At 60.6% G+C, this 19,231-nt stretch carries 17 protein-coding genes; 13 read left to right on the top strand and 4 right to left on the bottom strand.

Annotation, left to right across the window (positions count from 1 at the left end):
* Nucleotides 1-71: 71 nt before the first annotated feature.
* Nucleotides 72-926, top strand: a complete 855-nt coding sequence (asd, locus tag ACFOFO_RS03535; RefSeq protein ID WP_390326291.1) for an archaetidylserine decarboxylase — start codon at nt 72-74, stop codon at nt 924-926.
* 111 nt (nt 927-1,037) lie between these two features.
* Here the strand turns inward: asd and ACFOFO_RS03530 are convergent, their stop codons facing one another.
* Nucleotides 1,038-1,925, bottom strand: a complete 888-nt coding sequence (locus ACFOFO_RS03530; protein WP_390326290.1) for a LysR family transcriptional regulator ArgP — start codon at nt 1,923-1,925, stop codon at nt 1,038-1,040.
* 85 nt (nt 1,926-2,010) lie between these two features.
* Here ACFOFO_RS03530 and ACFOFO_RS03525 point away from each other — a divergent pair, with 85 nt between their 5' ends.
* Nucleotides 2,011-2,667 (top strand): LysE/ArgO family amino acid transporter, encoded by a 657-nt coding sequence (locus ACFOFO_RS03525; protein ID WP_390326287.1) that lies wholly within the window; start codon nt 2,011-2,013, stop codon nt 2,665-2,667.
* A 305-nt stretch (nt 2,668-2,972) separates the two neighbouring features.
* Here ACFOFO_RS03525 and ACFOFO_RS03520 read toward each other — a convergent pair whose 3' ends face one another.
* Together ACFOFO_RS03520 and xseA are read right to left on the bottom strand one after the other, a co-directional pair.
* Nucleotides 2,973-4,418 (bottom strand): sialidase family protein, encoded by a 1,446-nt coding sequence (locus ACFOFO_RS03520; RefSeq protein WP_390326286.1) that lies wholly within the window; start codon nt 4,416-4,418, stop codon nt 2,973-2,975.
* A 622-nt stretch (nt 4,419-5,040) separates the two neighbouring features.
* Nucleotides 5,041-6,402 (bottom strand): exodeoxyribonuclease VII large subunit, encoded by a 1,362-nt coding sequence (xseA, locus tag ACFOFO_RS03515; RefSeq protein ID WP_390330955.1) that lies wholly within the window; start codon nt 6,400-6,402, stop codon nt 5,041-5,043.
* Between the two features lie 1,075 nt (nt 6,403-7,477).
* Between xseA and ACFOFO_RS03510 the strand changes: the two genes are divergently transcribed.
* The 9 genes from ACFOFO_RS03510 (at nt 7,478) to ACFOFO_RS03470 (ending at nt 16,525) form a co-directional block, all read left to right on the top strand.
* Complete coding sequence (locus tag ACFOFO_RS03510; RefSeq protein WP_390326284.1) at nt 7,478-8,086, top strand: MotA/TolQ/ExbB proton channel family protein; 609 nt, start codon at nt 7,478-7,480, stop codon at nt 8,084-8,086.
* 8 nt (nt 8,087-8,094) lie between these two features.
* Complete coding sequence (locus ACFOFO_RS03505) at nt 8,095-8,526, top strand: ExbD/TolR family protein (RefSeq protein WP_390326281.1); 432 nt, start codon at nt 8,095-8,097, stop codon at nt 8,524-8,526.
* 453 nt (nt 8,527-8,979) lie between these two features.
* Nucleotides 8,980-10,032, top strand: coding sequence for a tetraacyldisaccharide 4'-kinase (gene lpxK, locus ACFOFO_RS03500; protein WP_390326280.1), 1,053 nt, complete (start codon nt 8,980-8,982; stop codon nt 10,030-10,032).
* Nucleotides 10,013-10,189, top strand: coding sequence for a Trm112 family protein (locus tag ACFOFO_RS03495; protein WP_390326279.1), 177 nt, complete (start codon nt 10,013-10,015; stop codon nt 10,187-10,189). Before lpxK ends, ACFOFO_RS03495 begins: the two co-directional genes overlap by 20 nt.
* A 29-nt stretch (nt 10,190-10,218) precedes the next feature.
* On the top strand, nt 10,219-11,001 hold the full coding sequence (gene kdsB, locus ACFOFO_RS03490; RefSeq protein WP_390328216.1) for a 3-deoxy-manno-octulosonate cytidylyltransferase: 783 nt from the start codon (nt 10,219-10,221) through the stop codon (nt 10,999-11,001).
* A 228-nt stretch (nt 11,002-11,229) separates the two neighbouring features.
* Complete coding sequence (gene adk / locus ACFOFO_RS03485; protein WP_390330858.1) at nt 11,230-11,886, top strand: adenylate kinase; 657 nt, start codon at nt 11,230-11,232, stop codon at nt 11,884-11,886.
* A 244-nt stretch (nt 11,887-12,130) separates the two neighbouring features.
* Nucleotides 12,131-14,677 (top strand): sodium-translocating pyrophosphatase, encoded by a 2,547-nt coding sequence (locus tag ACFOFO_RS03480; protein ID WP_390326278.1) that lies wholly within the window; start codon nt 12,131-12,133, stop codon nt 14,675-14,677.
* Between the two features lie 196 nt (nt 14,678-14,873).
* Nucleotides 14,874-15,632, top strand: a complete 759-nt coding sequence (locus tag ACFOFO_RS03475; protein WP_390326277.1) for a 3-hydroxyacyl-CoA dehydrogenase — start codon at nt 14,874-14,876, stop codon at nt 15,630-15,632.
* 527 nt (nt 15,633-16,159) lie between these two features.
* Nucleotides 16,160-16,525 (top strand): hypothetical protein, encoded by a 366-nt coding sequence (locus tag ACFOFO_RS03470; protein ID WP_390326275.1) that lies wholly within the window; start codon nt 16,160-16,162, stop codon nt 16,523-16,525.
* Between the two features lie 33 nt (nt 16,526-16,558).
* Here the strand turns inward: ACFOFO_RS03470 and ACFOFO_RS03465 are convergent, their stop codons facing one another.
* Nucleotides 16,559-16,807 (bottom strand): hypothetical protein, encoded by a 249-nt coding sequence (locus ACFOFO_RS03465; protein WP_390326273.1) that lies wholly within the window; start codon nt 16,805-16,807, stop codon nt 16,559-16,561.
* Between the two features lie 133 nt (nt 16,808-16,940).
* Here ACFOFO_RS03465 and ACFOFO_RS03460 point away from each other — a divergent pair, with 133 nt between their 5' ends.
* Both ACFOFO_RS03460 and ggt read left to right on the top strand, forming a co-directional pair.
* Entirely contained in the window at nt 16,941-17,138 is a 198-nt protein-coding gene (locus ACFOFO_RS03460; protein ID WP_390330856.1) for a hypothetical protein, read from the top strand.
* 222 nt (nt 17,139-17,360) lie between these two features.
* Entirely contained in the window at nt 17,361-19,169 is a 1,809-nt protein-coding gene (gene ggt, locus ACFOFO_RS03455; protein WP_390330854.1) for a gamma-glutamyltransferase, read from the top strand.
* The last annotated feature ends 62 nt before the right edge of the window (nt 19,170-19,231 follow it).

The following is a 19,231-nucleotide window of genomic DNA, read 5'->3' as shown; positions in this document are numbered from 1 at the left end:
TGCTGTGTGCGTCGATTTTCCGCCGATTCATCGTTACAATCACTCCCTGTTTTTCATTACGGGTATCTATCGTGTCCGAACGTTTCGCCGTACTACTGCAATATTTACTGCCCAAGCAGGCCCTGACCGCCTTTGGCGCCAACATCGCCAATGCCAAGGCAGGCAAGCTGACGACCCGGCTGATCCGCTGGTTTGTCGGGCGTTATGGCGTGAACATGGCAGAGGCGGCTAATCCGGATATCGCGAGTTATGCCAGCTTCAATGAATTTTTTACCCGCCGGCTGCGCAACGATGCGCGGCCGCTGGCGGCTGCTGATTTCATTTGCCCGGTGGATGGTGCGATCAGCCAGTTTGGCGCGATCCGGCGCGATCAGATCTTTCAGGCCAAGGGCCACCATTTTTCCACTGCCGCACTGGTCGGCGGCGACCGCCAGCTGGCAGAAAAATTCGAGGACGGCGGTTTTGCCACCATCTATCTCAGCCCGCGCGACTATCACCGCATTCACATGCCTTGCGATGGCCGCCTGACGCGCATGATTTATGTGCCCGGGGATTTGTTTTCGGTCAATCCGGTCACCGCGCGCGGCGTGCCGAATCTGTTTGCGCGTAATGAACGGGTGGTCTGCGTGTTTGAATCGGCGCACGGCCCGTTGATCCTGACGCTGGTCGGCGCCACCATCGTCGGCAGTATGGCCACGGTCTGGCACGGCGTAGTCAACCCGCCGCGTACCCGCGCGGTACGCGAGTGGACTTATGCCAACCAGGATATCGTCCTGAAAAAAGGCGAAGAAATGGGGCGCTTCCTGCTCGGCTCGACGGTGGTCTTGCTATTCCCGAAAGACGCGCTGCGATTTAATCCCGCATGGACCGCGGAGCGCCCGGTGCGCTTGGGCGAGATGATGGGTGACAAACCCCGCGTCGGTTAGTGTAGTGCTTTGCACCATGCCAGATCGGGCCGGTGGCGATGCGGGCAACCCGAACTATCAAGAGTAAGCATGCGGCGCTACCGGGTGCGCCTTCCCGTGTGAAAGATCAGTTTAAGCCAGCACCTGTCGCGCCGCCTGAATCAGCGTGGCCGACATCCGCTCCAGGCGCGGTGACTGCACCTTCCAGCGATGCCAGTAGAGTCCTACATCGGTCGGTCGATCCGGCATGAGATCGGCCAGCGCGCCGCTCGCCTGCAGCTCGCGCATTTGCACTTCCGGCAGCATGCCCCAGCCCAGCCCCAGGCAAATTGCCTGCATATAGGGTTCCGAAGCGGGGATGTAATGACAAGGGTAAGCGTCCGCCGGCAATCCAAGGTGCTGCAGTAAAAAGTCCGCCTGCAATTTATCCTTGCGGTTGAACACCACGACCGGCGCTCGGCGCGCTGCCGTGCGCGTCATGCCGCGCGCAAACCAGCGCTTGCGAAATTCCGGCGACGCCATGCAGCGATAGCGCATCACGCCGAGCGGTTCAGCGACGCAACCGCGCATCGGATGCGCTTCGGTAGAAATGCAACCGAGCGCAAGGCCGGCTTCCAGCAGCATGTAGGTGTGATCCTGATCGTCCACGGTCAGGTCCAGCAACACCTGCTCGCGCAGAAGAAACTGCGCCAGTGCCGGCAGGAACCAGCTTGCCAGGCTATCCGCATTTACCGCCAAAGCGATCGACAGCGGTTGCGCGTGTTCACCGGCAAACTCGGCCTGCAAGTCTTGCTCGAGCAATTGCGCGCGGCGCAGATATTGCAGCAGGCGTTGCCCGGCATGCGTGGCACGACAGGGCCGGCCGCGCACGACCAGCACGCTGCCCAGCACCTGTTCCAATGCGCGCACGCGCTGCGACACCGCCGACGACGTCAAATGCAAACGCGCCGCCGCCTGTTCGAAACTGCCGCCATCGAGCACCGCCAGCACCGCTTCGCATTGTTTTGAATCGAGTTTCATCGCATCCAATCATCAATATTAAGAAATTTTAAGTTTCATTTAAATATATTAATCCTGCTTCATTATTTGCGCCACACGCGACAGAATGAGACATCACAACATCACACCAGGGTGCATCATGCTGCTGCCGTTCTACTTTAAAGGCCTAGGTCTCGGTGGCGGGTTGATCATGGCGATCGGCTCGCAAAATGCGCACTTGTTGCGCATGGGTTTGCGGCGCCAGCACGTCGGGCTGACGGTGCTGGTGTGCGTCTTGTGCGACATGATCCTGATCGCCGCCGGTGTCGCCGGTATGGGCGCGGCGATCGAGGGCAACAGCGCGCTGCTCAATATTGCGCGCTGGGGCGGCGCGGCTTTTCTGGTTTGGTACGGTGTGCGCGCATGGCGAGCGGTGCTGAACCAGCACACGTTGAACGCAGCGTCGGCTACCACGACGCTCAGTGCAGCTCAGGCGCTGTCGGCAATACTCGCATTGTCTTTGCTCAATCCGCACGTGTATCTCGATACGGTCGTGCTGCTGGGCGCGATCGGCGGCCAGCAAGCGGGACCTGGCAAACTGTGGTTTGCACTGGGCGCAATGAGTGCGTCGACGTTGTGGTTCATCGCGCTCGGCTTCGGCGCGCGCCTGTTGACGCCGTGGTTTGCGCGGCCCGCTGCGTGGCGCATGCTGGATGGCGTGATCGGCTTGGTGATGTTCGGCCTTGCGGCTTCGCTCATGACCGGCGCAGCGATTGCGCACTAATGGCCAGGATGGCCGCAGGCAGAATCGAATTAACCCAATGCGGTAAGACGCACTCGGTAGGGCGTCAATCGCGCAGCGTATTACCCCGCAATGATGGCTGACTGATCATGTTTTGGATTGGTCCAGTCGTAACACAGCACGCGAATCCAGGTGGCCTGAAAATATACTCATCCTGGTATTATTTAATCCCGCAATGAATATGGGCTGGATGGCCATATTTCGTAATAAAAACAGGGGAGTATATTTCTGCACCCTTGCTATTCAGCTCGGCAGGGCGGAAAAGTGCCGCCCTACCGAGGTCTTGTTTACGGCGCAACCGTCGTCGCGAACACGTCCGTGCGGTTCGAGGTATTTCCTGAATTGGTCCTGACGAAGAACGGCACGAATTTGGTTTGTATCGTTTCCAGCCCGGCGTAGTCCCCGATGAAGAAGCCGCCCGCATTCGGCGCGGTCTTCATATCGAAGGGACCGGCCAGATGCTGTTCGCTGCCGAAGCTGGCGCCACCGTTGGTAGAAGACGTGAACCAGTAATCGGTCGGCAGCGTCGCCGTATTGCCTGCCGCCAAGTTGCGGAAGTCGTAATACGAGACCCCGACCGCGCCAGTGGAATTGACCCGGATGGAGGGATTGAATGCGGCCCGCCCGGTCGGGGTATTGACCCGGATCGGCGCGCTCCAGGTGGCGCCGCCGTCGCTCGAGCTCGACAGTGCGACTTCGTCGAAATGGCCGCCGTTGAAGCGCGCATCCTGCCACACCACATACAGTTGCCCGGTGGCGGGGTCAATCGCGGGTTCCGGGATAATGTCTCCGGTGCGCACCGCTTCGCCGGTTTCGGGATCGGTCACCCCGACCGTGCGCATGTCGGCAATGATTTGGGGCTTGGTCCAGCTGTTGCCGTCATCCGTCGATTTGATAAACGCCAGCTTGGAGGCCGTCACTTTGAACGGCGGCGTGATGAGGTCGAAGAAGTCGTACAGCGTCCCGGTCTGCGGGTTGACAACGATCTGGTTGCCAATTGTCTGCTGCCGGGAAGGCGTATTCACGATGACTTGCGGGGCGCTCCAAGTCTGGCCGCCGTTGACCGTCTTGGAGAAATACGCCGGGCCGCGATATGCCGCCGTATGCAGGTTCGCGTACGGATTGCTGTTTGGCAACTCGAGACGGTCCCACACTGCGTAAGCTACGCCGGGCATGGTCGGATGTGCGGTCACCGATTCCTTGTCGTTGAAGAATTGGGTGGAAGGCTCGTTGTTGGCAATGATCGTGGTCAGATTTTGCCAAGTCTGGCCGCCGTCTATGGAGGTCGCGGCGCCGACTGCGTTGCTATTGCTGGACTGGTTGAATGAAATCGATATCGCGTACGCAGTGCCGTCAGGCCCGATCGACACCCAGGGGTCGGATGCTCGCTCATACGCCAGGCCGCCGGCGCAGGCGCTGAACGGCAACGCGGTGCGGCCCCAGGTCTTGCCGCCATCGAACGAGGAACCGGCCACCAGGCCATGCGCGCCGCCATTGCTCCAGCGATCCTGCTGCCAGACGCCGATCAGGTTCGACAGGTTCGCCGGATTGACCGCCACCCAGGGTTCGACTTCGCTATTCGGAAAATTCGTGCCGGGGCCGCCGATGGTGCAGCTTGCGAAAGGGCTGGGGCCGGAGACCAGGACTGGTCCGGACTGGCCGTATGTGCTGGACGCGGCCAACACGGACAGTGTGATGCCGATCAGAAGGGGAAGCGGTTTGCGCTCGTGCATGGAGAATCTCCTCATTTTGTGAGATTGAAGGCTCAAGCCTGCTGCGGCAGGGATCACCTGTGCGCGCGGGCCATGATCCAAAGGGGGATGCAGACGGCCAGATTATGATTCTTCTCGGCCGGCACTTTTGATTTTCGTCAATCTTGGGCCACGGTAAATGCGAACTTAAGCCCACCCGCACGACATGAGTGGCTTGAATTCCGATCGGCGTTGGGATAGTTGAACGGGAGCAGGTCAACGCGGTAAGGCGCACTCGGTAGGGCGTCAATAGCGCAGCGTATTGCGCCGCATGCGACTCAAATAACCTATGTCCAAATATCGATGCGCATGGCATCGAGCCGGCGCGGATTTCTTCCCGGTGACTGTTTTACAACGGATCGACACCGCGGTAAGGTGCCCTCGTCGTGCGCTTAATGCGTGCAATAAGTGAAGTGCAGTGCGCCGCAATCGACGTGATGGCGGACTAATTATTTCTTGGATTTGCCGGTTATGAAAAAGCGCTTTGTTTATGAATCTAGAGGGCTAAATATACTCGGTCTAGTATTATCTAGTCCCGCAATGAATATGTGCGGGATGGCCACATTTTTCAATAAAAGCAGGGGAGTATATTGCTGCGCCTCTGCTATTCAAAACTCTCCTGCACACTACTGATGCCGATCGTCGCGCTGTCTTTCGCCAGCCGCACATGCAAATTGCTGTGCGCCTTCAGCTGGTGGCTGCTGCGGATCAGCTGGCCTTTTGCGTCGCTCAGGATCGCGTAGCCGCGTTCCAAAGTGCGTTGCGGATTGAGCATCTCGAGTTGGCTCGCGAGTGCTGCCAGTTGCTGGCGTTGCTGCTGGTTCTGGTTAAGGAAACTGGCCTTCAGGCGGCGCCGTTGTTCGTCCAGTTGCAGGCGGGCGCGACGGCTGTCGGGCAGTTGGCTGCGCAGGCGGATGCTGAGGTGGTTGAACAGGGCGCGCGAGGTTTGCAGCGGAATTTTGGCGGCGTAGTTCAGTCTTTGTTGCCGGCTCTGGATTTGCAGCCGCCGGGCGGCGATCGCCGCGCTCGGGCTTTGCAGGCGGCGGCTATACCAGTCCAGGGTTTGGCTCTGGTTGGACAGCAGCCGCCGCATCGCGCGCTGCAGGTGGTTGCCGTGTTGGGCCAGTTCGGCCAGCCAGTCGGTGCGCGGGGTCGCGGCCAGTTCGGCGGCGGCGGTCGGGGTTGGTGCGCGCAGGTCGGCGGCGAAATCGGCGATCGTGACATCGGTCTCATGCCCGATCCCGGCGATCACCGGGATCGCGCAGGCCACGATCGCGCGCGCCACCACTTCCTCATTGAACGACCACAGATCTTCGATGCTGCCACCGCCGCGGCACAGCAGCAACAGTTCGCATTCGGCGCGCCGCGCCGCGGTGGCGATCGCCAGTGCGATCCGCTCGGCCGCGCCTTCACCCTGTACCGGCGTCGGGTAGAGCACGATGCGCACGTGCGGCGCGCGCCGCCGCAGCGTGGTCAGCACGTCGCGCAGCGCGGCGGCCTGCAGGCTGGTGACGATGCCGATGGTTCGGGCAAAGCGCGGCAGTGGCCGCTTGCGCGCCGGATCGAACAGGCCTTCGGCCGCCAGCTTGTCTTTCAGCCGCAGGAAGGCCTCGTACAGATTGCCGACCCCGGCGCGCCGGATCGCCTCGACATTGATCTGGTAATCGCCGCGCGGTGCATACAGCGACACCAGTGCCCGCACCTCGACCTTGTCGCCTTCGCGCGGGCTGAAGCCGGCGAATTGGGCGCGGCCGCGAAACATCACCGCGCGCACCTGGGCTGCGTCATCCTTGAGCGTGAAATACCAGTGGCCGGACGCGGCGCGGGTGAAATTGGAAATTTCGCCGGAAATCCACAGCAGCGGAAAGTTGCGCTCCAGCATCCGCGCCACCGCTTGGTTCAGCGCGGAAACAGTCAGTACTGGCGGCGTCGATTCGGTGTTTTGGTTGGGCGCATCAATGTTCATGCGGTCTTTCAAGGGAAATCTGTCCACAGGCATGACAATCTGCCATGTTGCGAATGAGGGGAATTGTCAAAAATCAATTATCTTTATGTAAGTATTTGATTTCAAACACAAAATATGGTGATGCATTTTCAGGCACGTTATAGAAAACCCTTACGTATCAAGCACTTTGCCGCGGCCTTCATCAGTTACTCACAAAGTTATCCACAGAAGTTGTGAAAAACTATGACAAACAGATGACAGACGCCAGAACCCGCCAGTGTAGCCGAAACGTTGCCATCCAAGAGCGATGGCGTTTTCCAGACGGGCCTGCCGTATTTGCATGCAGGAAGGAAATATCTTTATAAATCAACGGCTTGATGCAGAGTCACAAATCTTGCGCACAAACTTATCCACAAAAGCTGTGCATAAGCTGCGCTGTTGGCATTCAACGGTGACATTAGTTGCGCGTGGTATCTGGACTTATCCACCGTATGGATCGCCGAGCAACACTTGCGGCAGCCCAATGTAGCTTTGCAGCAAGATAATGCAAGCGTTTGATTTTAAATGAATTTGTCGCTGCAACAATTGTGTGCATGCAAGAAAAATCCTTATGAATCAAGTACTTTGCCCAGCTGGCCCGGGTTTGCCCACAAAGTTGTCCACAGAAAATGTGCAGAACTGTGGAGAACTATCCACCGCGTGTCGAACGGAAAAGCGGCGTCCGCGCACAGGGCAGACCGCACACTACCTGGGTTGCCAGGCAACACTTGTGACAGCCCAATTACCGTTGCAACAAGACAGTGCAACTATTTGATTTTAATTGGGTTTGGCGCTGCAACAATTGTGTGCATGCAAGAAAAATCCTTATGAATCAAGTACTTTGCCCAACTGGCCCGGGTTTGCCCACAAAGTTGTCCACAGAAAATGTGCAGAACTGTGGAGAACTATCCACCGCGGCCTGGAACGGAAAAGCGGCGCCCGCTCACCGCGCAGACCACAGCACAGACACAGCAATACTTGCCGCCAGCGGCCCAACAAGTTACATTGCGGCATCTCGTTGTTCAAACCGTCTTTCAATTTTATCTAGGAGCTTGTTTTGCTCTCCATCATCCAAGCAGCCGGCTGGCCGATCTGGTTATTGCTGATCGCCTCCATCATCGCGCTGGCGCTCATTATCGAACGCATCATGTATCTGCGCAGCGCGAAGGTGCTGCCACGTAATCTGCTGACCGAAGTGGTCCGGGTCTATCACAACGGCAAAATCAATAATGAAGTGGTCGAGAAGCTGGAACAGAATTCGCCGCTGGGCCGGGTGCTGGCCGCCGGCCTGCGCAATGTCGACGCGCCGCGCGAGGTGATGAAGGAGTCGATCGAGGAATCTGGTCGCGGCGCCGCGCACGAACTGGAACGCTTCCTGACCACGCTCGGCACCATCGCGACGCTGGCGCCGCTGATGGGCCTGTTCGGCACCGTGGTCGGCATGATCGAGATTTTTGGCGCCCAGAACGCGACCGGCACCAATCCGGCCCAGCTGGCGCACGGTATCTCGGTGGCGCTGTACAACACCGGATTCGGCTTGGCGATCGCGATGCCGACGCTGGTGTTTTACCGCCATTTCCGCGCGCTGGTCGACAGCTTCATCGTCGATATGGAGCAGCAGGCGGTCAAGTTCGTCGATATCGTGCATGGCGCACGCAAATCCTGAGCGGCGCGATGAATTTTCGAAAAGGCAAGGGCCGCGAAGACCCCGAGATCAACCTGATCCCGTTCATCGACGTGTTGCTGGTGATCCTGATCTTCCTGATGGTCACCACGACTTACAGCAAGTTCACCGAGTTGCAGATCACCTTGCCGACCGCCGACGCCGAGAAGGCGATGGAGCGGCCGGTCGAAATCAGCGTGACCGTCAGCTCCCAGGGCCAGTACGCGATCGACAATAGCCGCGTGTCGTTTCAGGATCCGGCCGGTCTGGCCGACGACCTGAAAAAGGCGGCCGACGCCAAGGGGCCGAGCAAGCAGGAACCGGTGGTGATCATCGCCGCCGACGGCGACGCGCCACACCAGAAAGTGATCAATGTGCTGGAAGCGGCGCGCCTCGCCGGTTTTGCCAAGGTGACGTTTGCGGCGCAGGTGAGCGGTAAATAAATGGATTTACGCAGCGCGATACTAAAACTTACCGTGTCATTCCCGCCCTTCGGCAAGCTCAGGATAAACTGGCCTGCGGCCAAGCGGGAATCCAGTGTCTTTCGTTGATCAACCGACGACGCTGGGTTTCCCCGTTGCAGGGCGCATCTGCGCTTGCAAGCGCAGATCGTTTCGCAGGTGGACAGCATGCTGTCCGAATTCCCTGCTTCACCCTTCGCAGGAACGACAACGCAGTTTGCGATTTTCGTGGTTATTGCGTAGGTCCCGATAAATCGCCGGCGTCGGTGGCACCCGCTGGCAGCAAGCTTTCCACCCTATTGATGGGGGAGTATCGGTAAAAACCATGGTCCTCCCGCTTGGTTTTAAAGCGGTATAAAAATATACTGCGCCCAGTATATTTTTATACCGATCATCAAGCAGGCGCCGCCCACTGCTGTTCCTAGGATTATTCGCTTGGCCGACCCGCGCCCCACACTGGAAGCAACCCTGACCGAGCACTGGAACCGACGCGGCTGGCTGGCGCGGCTGCTGTGGCCGTTGTCGCTGCTGTTCGCGGCGATCGTCGCGCTGCGGCGCGCCCTGTATGCGCGCGGCGTGCTGACATCGTCGCGCTTGCCGGTGCCGGTGGTGGTGGTCGGCAATGTGTTCGTCGGCGGTACCGGCAAGACGCCGCTGACGATCTGGCTGGTCGACGCGCTGCGCCGGCACGGCTACACGCCGGGCGTGATTTCGCGCGGTTACGGCGTCGAAAACGCGCTGCCGCAGCCGGTAATGGCCGATTCGGCGCCGCAGCAGGTCGGCGACGAGCCGGTCCTGATCGCGACGCGGGCCAACTGTCCGGTGATGGTCGGGCGCGACCGGGTGGCCGCCGGCCGCGCGTTGCTGGCGGCGCAGCCGCAAGTCGACATCATCGTGTCGGACGACGGCCTGCAGCATTACGCGTTGCAGCGCGACGTCGAGATCGTGCTGTCGGACGCGCGCGGCGACGGCAACGGCTGGCTGCTGCCGGCCGGGCCGTTGCGCGAGCCGGCCGGACGTGGACGCGACTTTACGGTGCTCAACGGCGGGCCGGCGGCGTCCGGCGCGGTCGCCGCCGCTGGGGGCCCGATGTTCACGATGCAATTGGCCGGCACCAGTGCCGAGCGCTTGTCGGACCCGACGCAACGCGTCGCGCTGGCAGAGCTGGCGCAGCTGGGCCGCGCCGGCGCGACCATCTTGGCTGCCGCCGGGATCGGCAACCCGGCACGCTTTTTCACGATGCTGCGCGCGGCCGGTCTGGATTTCGCGCCGCTGCCGTTGCCCGATCATTACGATTTTTCGCGCAATCCTTTTACCGGCCTGCGTGCCGAGATCATCCTGATCACCGAAAAGGATGCAGTAAAATGTAGGCAAATCGATACGCTTAACAACGATCCGCGCCTGTGGGTCGTGCCTGTGGCCGCGCAGATCGACCCCGCGCTGGCCGAAAAAATTGTGGAGAAATGCCGTGGACGCAAGACTGCTTGATATCCTGGTCTGTCCCTTATGCAAGGGACCGCTAGAATACGATAAAAAGGCCCAGGAACTGATTTGCCGCGCCGACCGGCTGGCCTATCCGATCCGTGACGGCATTCCGATCATGTGGGCCGACGAGGCGCGCGTGGTCGACGTGCCGTCGCCCTGATCCGGCGCGCCGACCCGATGTCCGCATCCATCAACTTTACCGTCATCATCCCGGCTCGCCTGGCGTCGACCCGCCTGCCGAACAAGCCGCTGGCCGATCTGGGCGGCAAGCCGATGGTGGTGCGGGTCGCCGAGCGCGCCGCACTGTCGGGCGCCACCCAGATAATGGTCGCGACCGATCACGCCGACATTGCGGCCGCCTGCCGCCAACACGGCGTGCCGGTGTGCATGACGCGCGCCGATCACCCGTCCGGCACCGACCGTATCGCCGAAGTTGCGGCCAGCATGGGATTGGCGCCGGATGCAGTGGTGGTCAATGTGCAGGGTGACGAGCCGCTGATCGATCCCGAACTGATCGCCGCCACCGCCGCCGCGATTGCCGACGGCGCGCCGATGGCCACCGCGGCCCATCCGATCGTCCACCGCGCTGACCTGTTTAACCCGAATGTGGTCAAGGTGGTGCTGGACAAGGCCGGGCGCGCGCTGTATTTCTCGCGCGCCGCGATCCCGTGGCATCGCGACGGTTTTGCAGCGATGGCGGGTGGCCTGGCATCGGACGGACAAATGACGGCGCTGCCGGCCAGCTATCAGCCGTTGCGCCATATCGGCCTGTATGCCTACCGCAACGCGTTTTTGCAGGCCTATCCGGCGCTGGCACCATCGCCGCTGGAGCAGATCGAGGCGCTGGAACAACTGCGGGTGCTGTGGCATGGTTATCCGATCGCGGTGCATCTGACGTCGATCGCGCCGGAGGCGGGCGTCGATACCGTTGACGACCTGTTGCGGGTGCAGAAAATTTTTCAATCGCGTTGAGCCGGCATGGTTCGGTAGCCGGGCGGCATGCGCAATGACGGTGCGACAGGGCGGCGCAACCGGGCTGTCGATGGCATAAATGGGGCGTAAAACGCCGATTGTGTGAAATTGTGTGGTAAGTTTCGTGCAAAGTTAGTGTGATAAAACTGCATGTGCCGATGCAATATGTGCGTCTGCCGATGCAAAACCATCACTGCAAAAGAATTCAAAACCATCTTAGGAAATATCATGCGCCTCATCCTGTTAGGAGCGCCTGGTGCCGGTAAGGGCACGCAAGCGAATTTCATCAAGGAAAAATACAATATTCCGCAAATCTCGACCGGCGACATGCTGCGCGCCGCGGTCAAGGCCGGCACCGAGCTCGGCCTGGCCGCGAAAAAAGTGATGGATGCGGGCGGACTGGTGTCGGACGACATCATCATCGGCCTGGTCAGGGACCGCCTGACGCAGGGCGATTGCGCCAACGGCTACCTGTTCGACGGCTTTCCGCGCACCATCCCGCAAGCCGATGCGATGAAGGACGCCGGCGTCGCGATCGACTACGTACTCGAAATCGACGTCCCGGACGAGGCCATCATCGAGCGCATGAGCGGGCGCCGCGTGCATCCGGCGTCGGGCCGCACCTACCACGTCACGTTCAACCCGCCGAAAGTCGAAGGCAAGGACGACCTGACCGGTGAGGACCTGATCCAGCGCGACGACGACAAGGAAGAAACCGTCAAGAAGCGCCTGGCGGTCTACCACGAACAGACCGAAGTGCTGGTCAGCTACTATGGCAAGTGGGCCGAATCGGGCCAACCCGGCGCGCCAAAATATCGCAAGATAGCCGGCGTCGGTCCGGTCGATCAAATCCGCGATAGTGCCTTCGCGGCACTGTCGGACTAAATGAAAGCGGACCTTGGTGTCCGCTTTTTTTTTCGCCGCAGCGCTCGAAAAACGCTAAAAACAAACGGCACGGCAACAATTCCAGACGCAGCACCAGACTCAGCCAGCCCAGGCAGGCAGCACAGAATAAATGGGCACGTAAAGTTTTGCAGGCAGGTTTCGTCGGACCGCGACCGGTTGCACGGTCGCGCTTCACCGGATTTGGTTTTGTCTTACTTGGTCGTCACAACAGGGAGGGGTCAACATGGCAGCAGGTTTATGGTTTGCCGTAGTGTGCGGCGTGATTGCGGTTTTGTACGGGCTGATATCACGCCGCTGGATTTTGAAGCAGGACGCCGGCAATGTGCGGATGCAGGAAATCGCCGCCGCGATCCAGCAGGGCGCGAGCGCCTATCTGGCGCGCCAGTACCGCACCATCGCCATCGTCGGCGTGGTGCTGTTCATCGCCATCGCGCTGCTACCGGGGCTGGGCTTGATCACCGCGATGGGCTTTCTGGTCGGCGCGGTATTGTCGGGCGCCTGCGGCTTCATCGGCATGAACGTGTCGGTGCGCGCCAATGTGCGCACCGCGCAGGCCGCCACGCGCGGCATGAACGACGCGCTCGACGTCGCCTTCAAGGGTGGCGCGATTACCGGCATGCTGGTGGTCGGCCTGGGGCTGATGGGCGTGACGATTTTTTACTGGATCCTGACGGCCTCCGCGCCGCTGGGTGTGGGTCATACGGTGTCGCAGCATGACGTGATCCGGCCGCTGATCGGCTTGGCCTTCGGCGCGTCATTGATCTCGATCTTCGCGCGTCTGGGCGGCGGCATCTTCACCAAGGGCGCCGACGTCGGCGCCGATCTGGTCGGCAAGGTCGAGGCCGGTATCCCGGAAGACGATCCGCGCAATCCGGCCGTGATCGCGGACAACGTCGGCGACAACGTCGGCGATTGCGCCGGCATGGCTGCCGACCTGTTCGAAACCTATGTCGTGACGCTGATCGCGACCATGCTGCTGGGCGCGCTGCTGTTCGCCAATGCCACCACCGAAGCGATCGTCTATCCGCTGCTGCTCGGTGCGGTATCGATACTCGGCTCGATCGTCGGCTGCTCGATGGTAAAAGCCAAGCCGGGCAAGAAGATCATGTCGGCCTTATACACCGGCCTGTGGTGGGCCGCGATCCTGTCGCTGATCGGCTTCGGCATCGTGACCTGGCTGGTCTGGACCGACCCAACCATGCGTCTGCACCTGATGGGCGCGACCGTGGTCGGCATCGTGCTGACCGGCCTGATGGTCTACATCACCGAGTACTACACCGGCACCGATTTTGCGCCGGTGCGTCACATCGCTTCAGCGTCGACCACCGGCCACGGCACCAACATCATCGCCGGTCTGGGCGTGTCGATGAAGGCCACCGCCTACCCGGTGCTGGCAGTCTGCGCCGCGATCCTGACCTCCTACTGGCTGGCTGGCCTGTACGGCATCGCGATTGCCGCCACCTCGATGCTGTCGATGGCCGGCATCATCGTTGCGCTCGACGCCTACGGTCCGATCACCGACAACGCCGGCGGCATTGCCGAGATGGCGCATCTGCCCGATTCGGTGCGCGCCATCACCGACCCGCTCGATGCGGTCGGCAACACCACCAAGGCGGTGACCAAGGGCTATGCGATCGGATCGGCCGGCTTGGCCGCGCTGGTGCTGTTTGCCGACTATACCCACGCGCTGGAGTCGGTCGGCCACAGCATTACTTTCGACCTGTCCAACCCGCGAGTGATCGTCGGCCTCTTCATCGGCGGCCTGATTCCCTACCTGTTCGGCGCGATGGCGATGGAAGCGGTGGGCCGTGCGGCCGGTGCGGTGGTGGTCGAAGTGCGGCGCCAGTTCCGCGACATCAAGGGCATCATGGATGGCAGCGGCAAACCCGAATACGACAAGGCGGTCGACATGCTGACCGCGTCCGCCATCAAGGAAATGATCATCCCGTCGCTGTTGCCGGTGCTGGTGCCGATCCTGGTCGGCATGCTGCTCGGACCCGCGGCCTTGGGTGGCGTGCTGATGGGCACCATCGTGACCGGCTTGTTCGTCGCGATCTCGATGACCACCGGCGGCGGCGCCTGGGACAACGCCAAGAAATACATCGAGGACGGCAATCACGGTGGCAAGGGTTCCGAAGCGCACAAGGCGGCCGTCACCGGCGACACGGTCGGCGACCCCTACAAGGACACCGCCGGTCCGGCCATCAACCCGTTGATCAAGATCATCAATATCGTGGCGCTGCTGCTGGTGCCGCTGCTGCCGGGTGTTGGCATCAATCCCGGTATCGCAGACAGTCATGGCGGCGCGGCGATCGTGGCAGATGCAGGGGGTGCGCTAGCAGGCATGGACGCGACCGGCGGCACGCCGGCCACGGTCCTGGCACCGGCCACGCCGGCCACGCCGATCACGCCGATCACGCCGCCAGCCGCGCCGGCGAGTGCAGCGGCAGCGACGGCGACCGCGCCGGTCAAGCTGTATTTCGATCTCGCCACGAGCGAGGCGCCGCCCGGTGCGGCCGATCAGCTCAAGCCGCTGATCGCTGCGGCCAAAGCGACGCCCGGTACGAAACTGGTGCTCAGCGGTTTTCATGACCCCAGTGGCGACGCTGCGGCGAATGCCGAAATTGCCAAGACGCGGGCGCTGAACGTGAAAGCGATGCTGATCCTGAACGGCATCACCGAGGATGCGATCGTGATGGAGAAGCCGCAAGTCACCACCGGCACCGGCGACAATGCACAAGCACGGCGGGTCGAGGTCAGCCTGCGCTGACGGCGGCGGCAACTGAAGTGGTCACTGAAGTGGTCACTGAAGCGGGAACGGAAAGAAGCGGCTGCGGCCGCTTTTTTCATTCTTGCCGCAAATTTCGTTACAATTCGTGGATGTGACGTTTACGTCAACGTCAGCAAATAACGCGTCAGTGCAATATCGAAAATTTATCAATACTCCACCACAAAGGCAGAAAATTATGCAAATCAAAGACAATGTATTCCTGATCACCGGCGGCGCGTCGGGTCTGGGCGCGGCGACCGCGCGCATGATCACCGAGCAGGGCGGCAAGGTGGTGCTGGCCGACGTGCAGGTTGAGGCCGGTGAAAAACTGGCGGCCGAACTCGGAGGCAAGTTCATCAAATGCGACGTCACCTCGGAAGCCGATGGCAAGGCCGCGGTCGCGGCGGCGCAGGCGCTGGGCACGCTGCGCGGACTGGTCAATTGCGCCGGCGTCGCCCCCGCCATCAAGACCGTCGGCAAGGACGGCCCGCACCCGCTCGACGCGTTCCAGCGCGCGGTCAATATCAACCTGGTCGGCACCTTCAACATGGCGCGACTGGCGGCCGACGCGATGGGCAAGACCGAGGCGAGCGAATGGGGCGAGCGCGGCATCGTGATCAATACCGCATCGGTCGCGGCCTACGACGGCCAGATCGGCCAGGCGGCATATGGCTCGTCCAAGGCAGCCGTGGTCGGCCTGACCCTGCCGATGGCGCGCGACCTGTCGCGCAGCGGCATCCGCGTGATGACGATTGCGCCGGGCATTTTCGAGACGCCGATGCTGCTCGGCATGCCACAGGAAGTACAGGACGCGCTCGGCAAGATGGTGCCGTTCCCGCCCCGTCTGGGCAAACCGTCCGAATACGCACACCTGGTCAAGGCGATCATCGAAAACGTGATGCTGAACGGCGAAACGATCCGCCTCGACGGCGCGATCCGGATGCAGCCGAAATAAGCTAGTCAGGATCGCGGCGCGACTGCGATCCGAAAGGGCCGTCCCAGTCCTTCGGCGAGCTCAGGATAAACTGGCCTGAGGCCACGCTGGAAGCCATTTCCTTGCCTTTCAGTCATTGCGCGATAGGCTGGGAATTGGCCCCCGGTTTTGCGCACATTTTCTTTGGGCAAAAAAATATGCCTGGGAGGGCTAATGTCATTCAGTTGAAGCAACTATTATGCTTGTGCGCTTCCTTCGATACGGGGCGTTGCCCTTACTCAGGACGAACGGGTTCCTTTAAATTTCACAAACACCCGTTCGTCCTGAGTAGGAACGCAGTTCCGTATCGAAGGAAGCGCTCTGAACCGCAAATGTTGTTAACTGAACGGTATTACCTGGGAGGGCATGTTTAACAGCGCGCATCGGCTCCGGCTTACCTGTCGCATCCTTGGCACGGTGCACCCGACGCAGCGCAACACGGTTGAGAAATCTGTATGCGAGAGGTGAAGGGCTGAGCCCAACCGGCATCCAATACTCAAGAGAAGATCATGACTAAAAATGAAGCCATCAAGCGTGTTAATACCGCGCTTGGGTCCGGCGTACTCAACGAGCGCAATACGCACTGGGCCAGTGTGGTGCCCTACGCAGGCGATGAGGGCTGGTGGATCAATATCCCCCTGTCGCAATTCAAGCAGGACATTCACATCTTGCTCAGCAGCGAGAAGGCCAAGGTGTTTCGCCATCTGAAAATCAGGGCCAGTGAAATCCTGAGCCCGGCAATGAAGTTCCGCTGCAAGGATCAGGTAGCCGATGTCTTCATCTCTGCTGCCAACACCAGAAAACTGGCCGACGTGCTGACCGGCGGCACCAAGCACAACTTCAGCAAGCATGTGATTGCCGAATACCGGTTTTGATCAGCCTGCACTACCGGCAAATGGCGCGCCGGCTCATTGCCCCTTGCAGATGATCGTCGTCACATACAGGCTTGCCTGGGCCTTTTTAGCATTGGCCCAATCAATCACCTCTTGCGCCTGCTCGAGCGTCATCACCGACGCTTTTTCCTTGTTGCGGATGAAAGACACACCTTCAAACACGCCGGTCTTGCTTCTCATCGCTTTCGCAAACACCGGTACATCTTTCTCGGTTGCGTTGATTTTGCGTTGCTGGACGAGGTAACGCTGGTCGATTTCAGTCATGGTGAGCTGTATTACTGTGAAATGTAAATTGGAGACAGGATAACGATAGCTATCCCGGCGAAAATGTGAAATTGGTCCGTAACGCCGTTTCTACATCGATCGTGAAGCCGATAAAGTGCGCGGTCGATGTGCAATGGCAGAAGAAATTCAACCGCGATGTGCAAAGTACAAGCAGTCGCGTGAAAGCGCTCCGGCCCTGCTGGCCGGGGCGCATTTTTTTCTGGGCCGCGCTGCTTTGAAAGTAATTAAACAAGTAACTGTTCAGCTCGCTATGGTACGCCGTATTGGTTGCAGACAGCAGACCGTTGGCCCCAGAACAGATGCTAAATAAAGCGAATATTTGGGAGTATGGCATCGAATATGCGCTTTCCCGCTTGTATTCATTACGCCTTGAAAAATACATGGTGTAGTATATTTAAAATGGTGTTCAGGGATTTTGCAGCAATTCCACGTTATTCGTACTGCGCGTAGCAGATCCAGGCAAGCCGCGTGCTTGCCTTTTTGGTAAGTCCCGGTCTATAAAGACAACAGTACAGACTCTTGGGAGAATCCGATGACCAGCACCAAACTGACCGCACTGGCTTTTGCCGCCGTCCTTGTAGCCGGCTGTGCGACCAATCCGCCGACTGCCGCGCCGGGTTTCCAGTATCAAGTGCCAGGGAGCGCTTACAAGGCGTCCAACGTGCCGGCCGGCTATACAGAAAAGGCTGGCTGGACCGCGAAAAAATTCATGGTTGCGGCCGCCAACCCGCTGGCAGTCGATGCCGGTTATCAGGTCCTGAAGGCCGGTGGCTCGGCGGTCGATGCGGCGATTGCGACGCAGTTGGTGCTGACCCTGGTCGAGCCGCAATCGTCGGGCATCGGCGGTGGCGCCTTCATGATGCATTTCGATGGCAGCACCGTCAAAGCGTTCGACGGCCGCGAAACCGCACCGGCCAGCGCGACCGACAAGCTGTTCCAGACCGCCAACGGCAAGGCCATGCCGTTCTATGAGGGCGTGGTCGGCGGCCGCTCGGTGGGTGCGCCGGGCGTGCTGCGGATGCTGGAACTGGCGCACCAGCAGTACGGCAAGCTGAACTGGGCCTCGCTGTTTGCGCCGGCGATCAAACTGGCCGAAGACGGCTTTGCATTGAGTCCGATCCTGTACAAGACCTTGCAGGATGAAAAATACCTGAAGACCGATGCCGGCGCGGCGGCGTATTTCTACCAGCCGGACGGCCAACCGAAAGCGGTCGGCACCATCCTGAAAAACCCTGACTACGCCAAGGCGCTGCGCGAGATCGCCGCCGGCGGCGCCGATGCGTTTTACAAGGGCCGCATCGCAAAGGATATCGAGACCAAGGTCAAGAGCCATCCGACCAATCCGGGCGGCCTGACCGCGCAGGATATTGCAGGTTACCAGGCCAAGCAGCGCGCGCCGATTTGCAGCGACTATAAAGCGTGGACCGTGTGCGGTATGCCGCCGCCATCGTCCGGCGGCATCGCGATCGCGCAGATGCTGGGCATGCTGGAAACCAAGGACATCCGTGCCTACGCACCGCAGAACGGCGCGTTGAGCGCCGGCGGCGTGCATCTGTTTTCGGAAGTAGGGCGGCTGGCCTATGCCGATCGCGGCCGCTACGTGGCCGATACCGATTTCGTGCCGCTGCCGGGCAATAGCGCGCAGCCACTGCTCGACAAACAATACCTGGCCGCGCGCGCCGCGCTGATTACCGACACGTCGATGGGTGTGGCCCAGGCCGGCCAACCGCCGGCGATGAAGCTGGCGTGGGGCAAGGACACCTCGCCGGAACTGCCATCGACCTCCCACATGGCGATCGTGGACGGCGACGGTCATGCGGTGTCGATGACGACCACGGTCGAGGACATCTTCGGTTCGCGCCTGATGGTCGATGGTTTCATCCTGAACAACGAGCTGACCGACTTCTCTTTTGATTCGGTCGATGCCAACGGTCCGATCGCGAACCGGGTCCAGCCCAACAAGCGCCCGCGCAGCTCGATGGCGCCGACCCTGGTGTTCGACAAGGGCACCAAGAACCTGGTGATGGTGATCGGCTCGCCCGGCGGTTCGGCCATCATCAACTATGTCGCCAAGGTGCTGGTCGGCACCATGGATTGGGGCCTGAACCTGCAGCAGGCGATCAGCCTGCCCAACATCGGCAGCCGCAACGGCCCGACCGAACTGGAGCAGGGCCGCGTGTCGCCGGCGCTGATCGACGCGCTCAAAGCGAAGGGCCACAACGTGCGTGTGATGGAGCTGCCCTCCGGCCTGCATGGCCTGATGCGGATCCAGGTGCACGGTGAAGAAATCTGGTTCGGCGGCGCCGACCCGCGCAAGGAAGGCATCGCGATGGGCGATTGATGTCGCCGCCAGTGTTGAAACAAAATGCCGGAGCCATCCGGCATTTTTTTATCCGTGCGGCA

Source organism: Pseudundibacterium arcticum, assembly GCF_042646465.1.
In the GTDB taxonomy this organism is placed as follows: domain Bacteria; phylum Pseudomonadota; class Gammaproteobacteria; order Burkholderiales; family Burkholderiaceae_D; genus Undibacterium_A; species Undibacterium_A arcticum.
The sequence above is the reverse complement of the archived record's forward strand: the minus strand, read 5'-3'. Positions and strand labels throughout refer to the sequence as shown.

Bases quoted from the DNA above. Each gene is read 5' to 3' on its own strand.
- ACFOFO_RS03465 (WP_390326273.1), bottom strand. From the start codon at position 16,807: ATGACTGAAATCGACCAGCGTTACCTCGTCCAGCAACGCAAAATCAAC.
- ACFOFO_RS03505 (WP_390326281.1), top strand. From the start codon at position 8,095: ATGAATTTTCGAAAAGGCAAGGGCCGCGAAGACCCCGAGATCAACCTG.
- ACFOFO_RS03470 (WP_390326275.1), top strand. From the start codon at position 16,160: ATGACTAAAAATGAAGCCATCAAGCGTGTTAATACCGCGCTTGGGTCC.
- ACFOFO_RS03530 (WP_390326290.1), bottom strand. From the start codon at position 1,925: ATGAAACTCGATTCAAAACAATGCGAAGCGGTGCTGGCGGTGCTCGAT.
- ACFOFO_RS03520 (WP_390326286.1), bottom strand. From the start codon at position 4,418: ATGCACGAGCGCAAACCGCTTCCCCTTCTGATCGGCATCACACTGTCC.
- adk (WP_390330858.1), top strand. From the start codon at position 11,230: ATGCGCCTCATCCTGTTAGGAGCGCCTGGTGCCGGTAAGGGCACGCAA.
- ACFOFO_RS03480 (WP_390326278.1), top strand. From the start codon at position 12,131: ATGGCAGCAGGTTTATGGTTTGCCGTAGTGTGCGGCGTGATTGCGGTT.
- ACFOFO_RS03460 (WP_390330856.1), top strand. From the start codon at position 16,941: ATGGCAGAAGAAATTCAACCGCGATGTGCAAAGTACAAGCAGTCGCGT.
- ACFOFO_RS03525 (WP_390326287.1), top strand. From the start codon at position 2,011: ATGAGACATCACAACATCACACCAGGGTGCATCATGCTGCTGCCGTTC.
- ACFOFO_RS03475 (WP_390326277.1), top strand. From the start codon at position 14,874: ATGCAAATCAAAGACAATGTATTCCTGATCACCGGCGGCGCGTCGGGT.
- xseA (WP_390330955.1), bottom strand. From the start codon at position 6,402: ATGAACATTGATGCGCCCAACCAAAACACCGAATCGACGCCGCCAGTA.
- ggt (WP_390330854.1), top strand. From the start codon at position 17,361: ATGACCAGCACCAAACTGACCGCACTGGCTTTTGCCGCCGTCCTTGTA.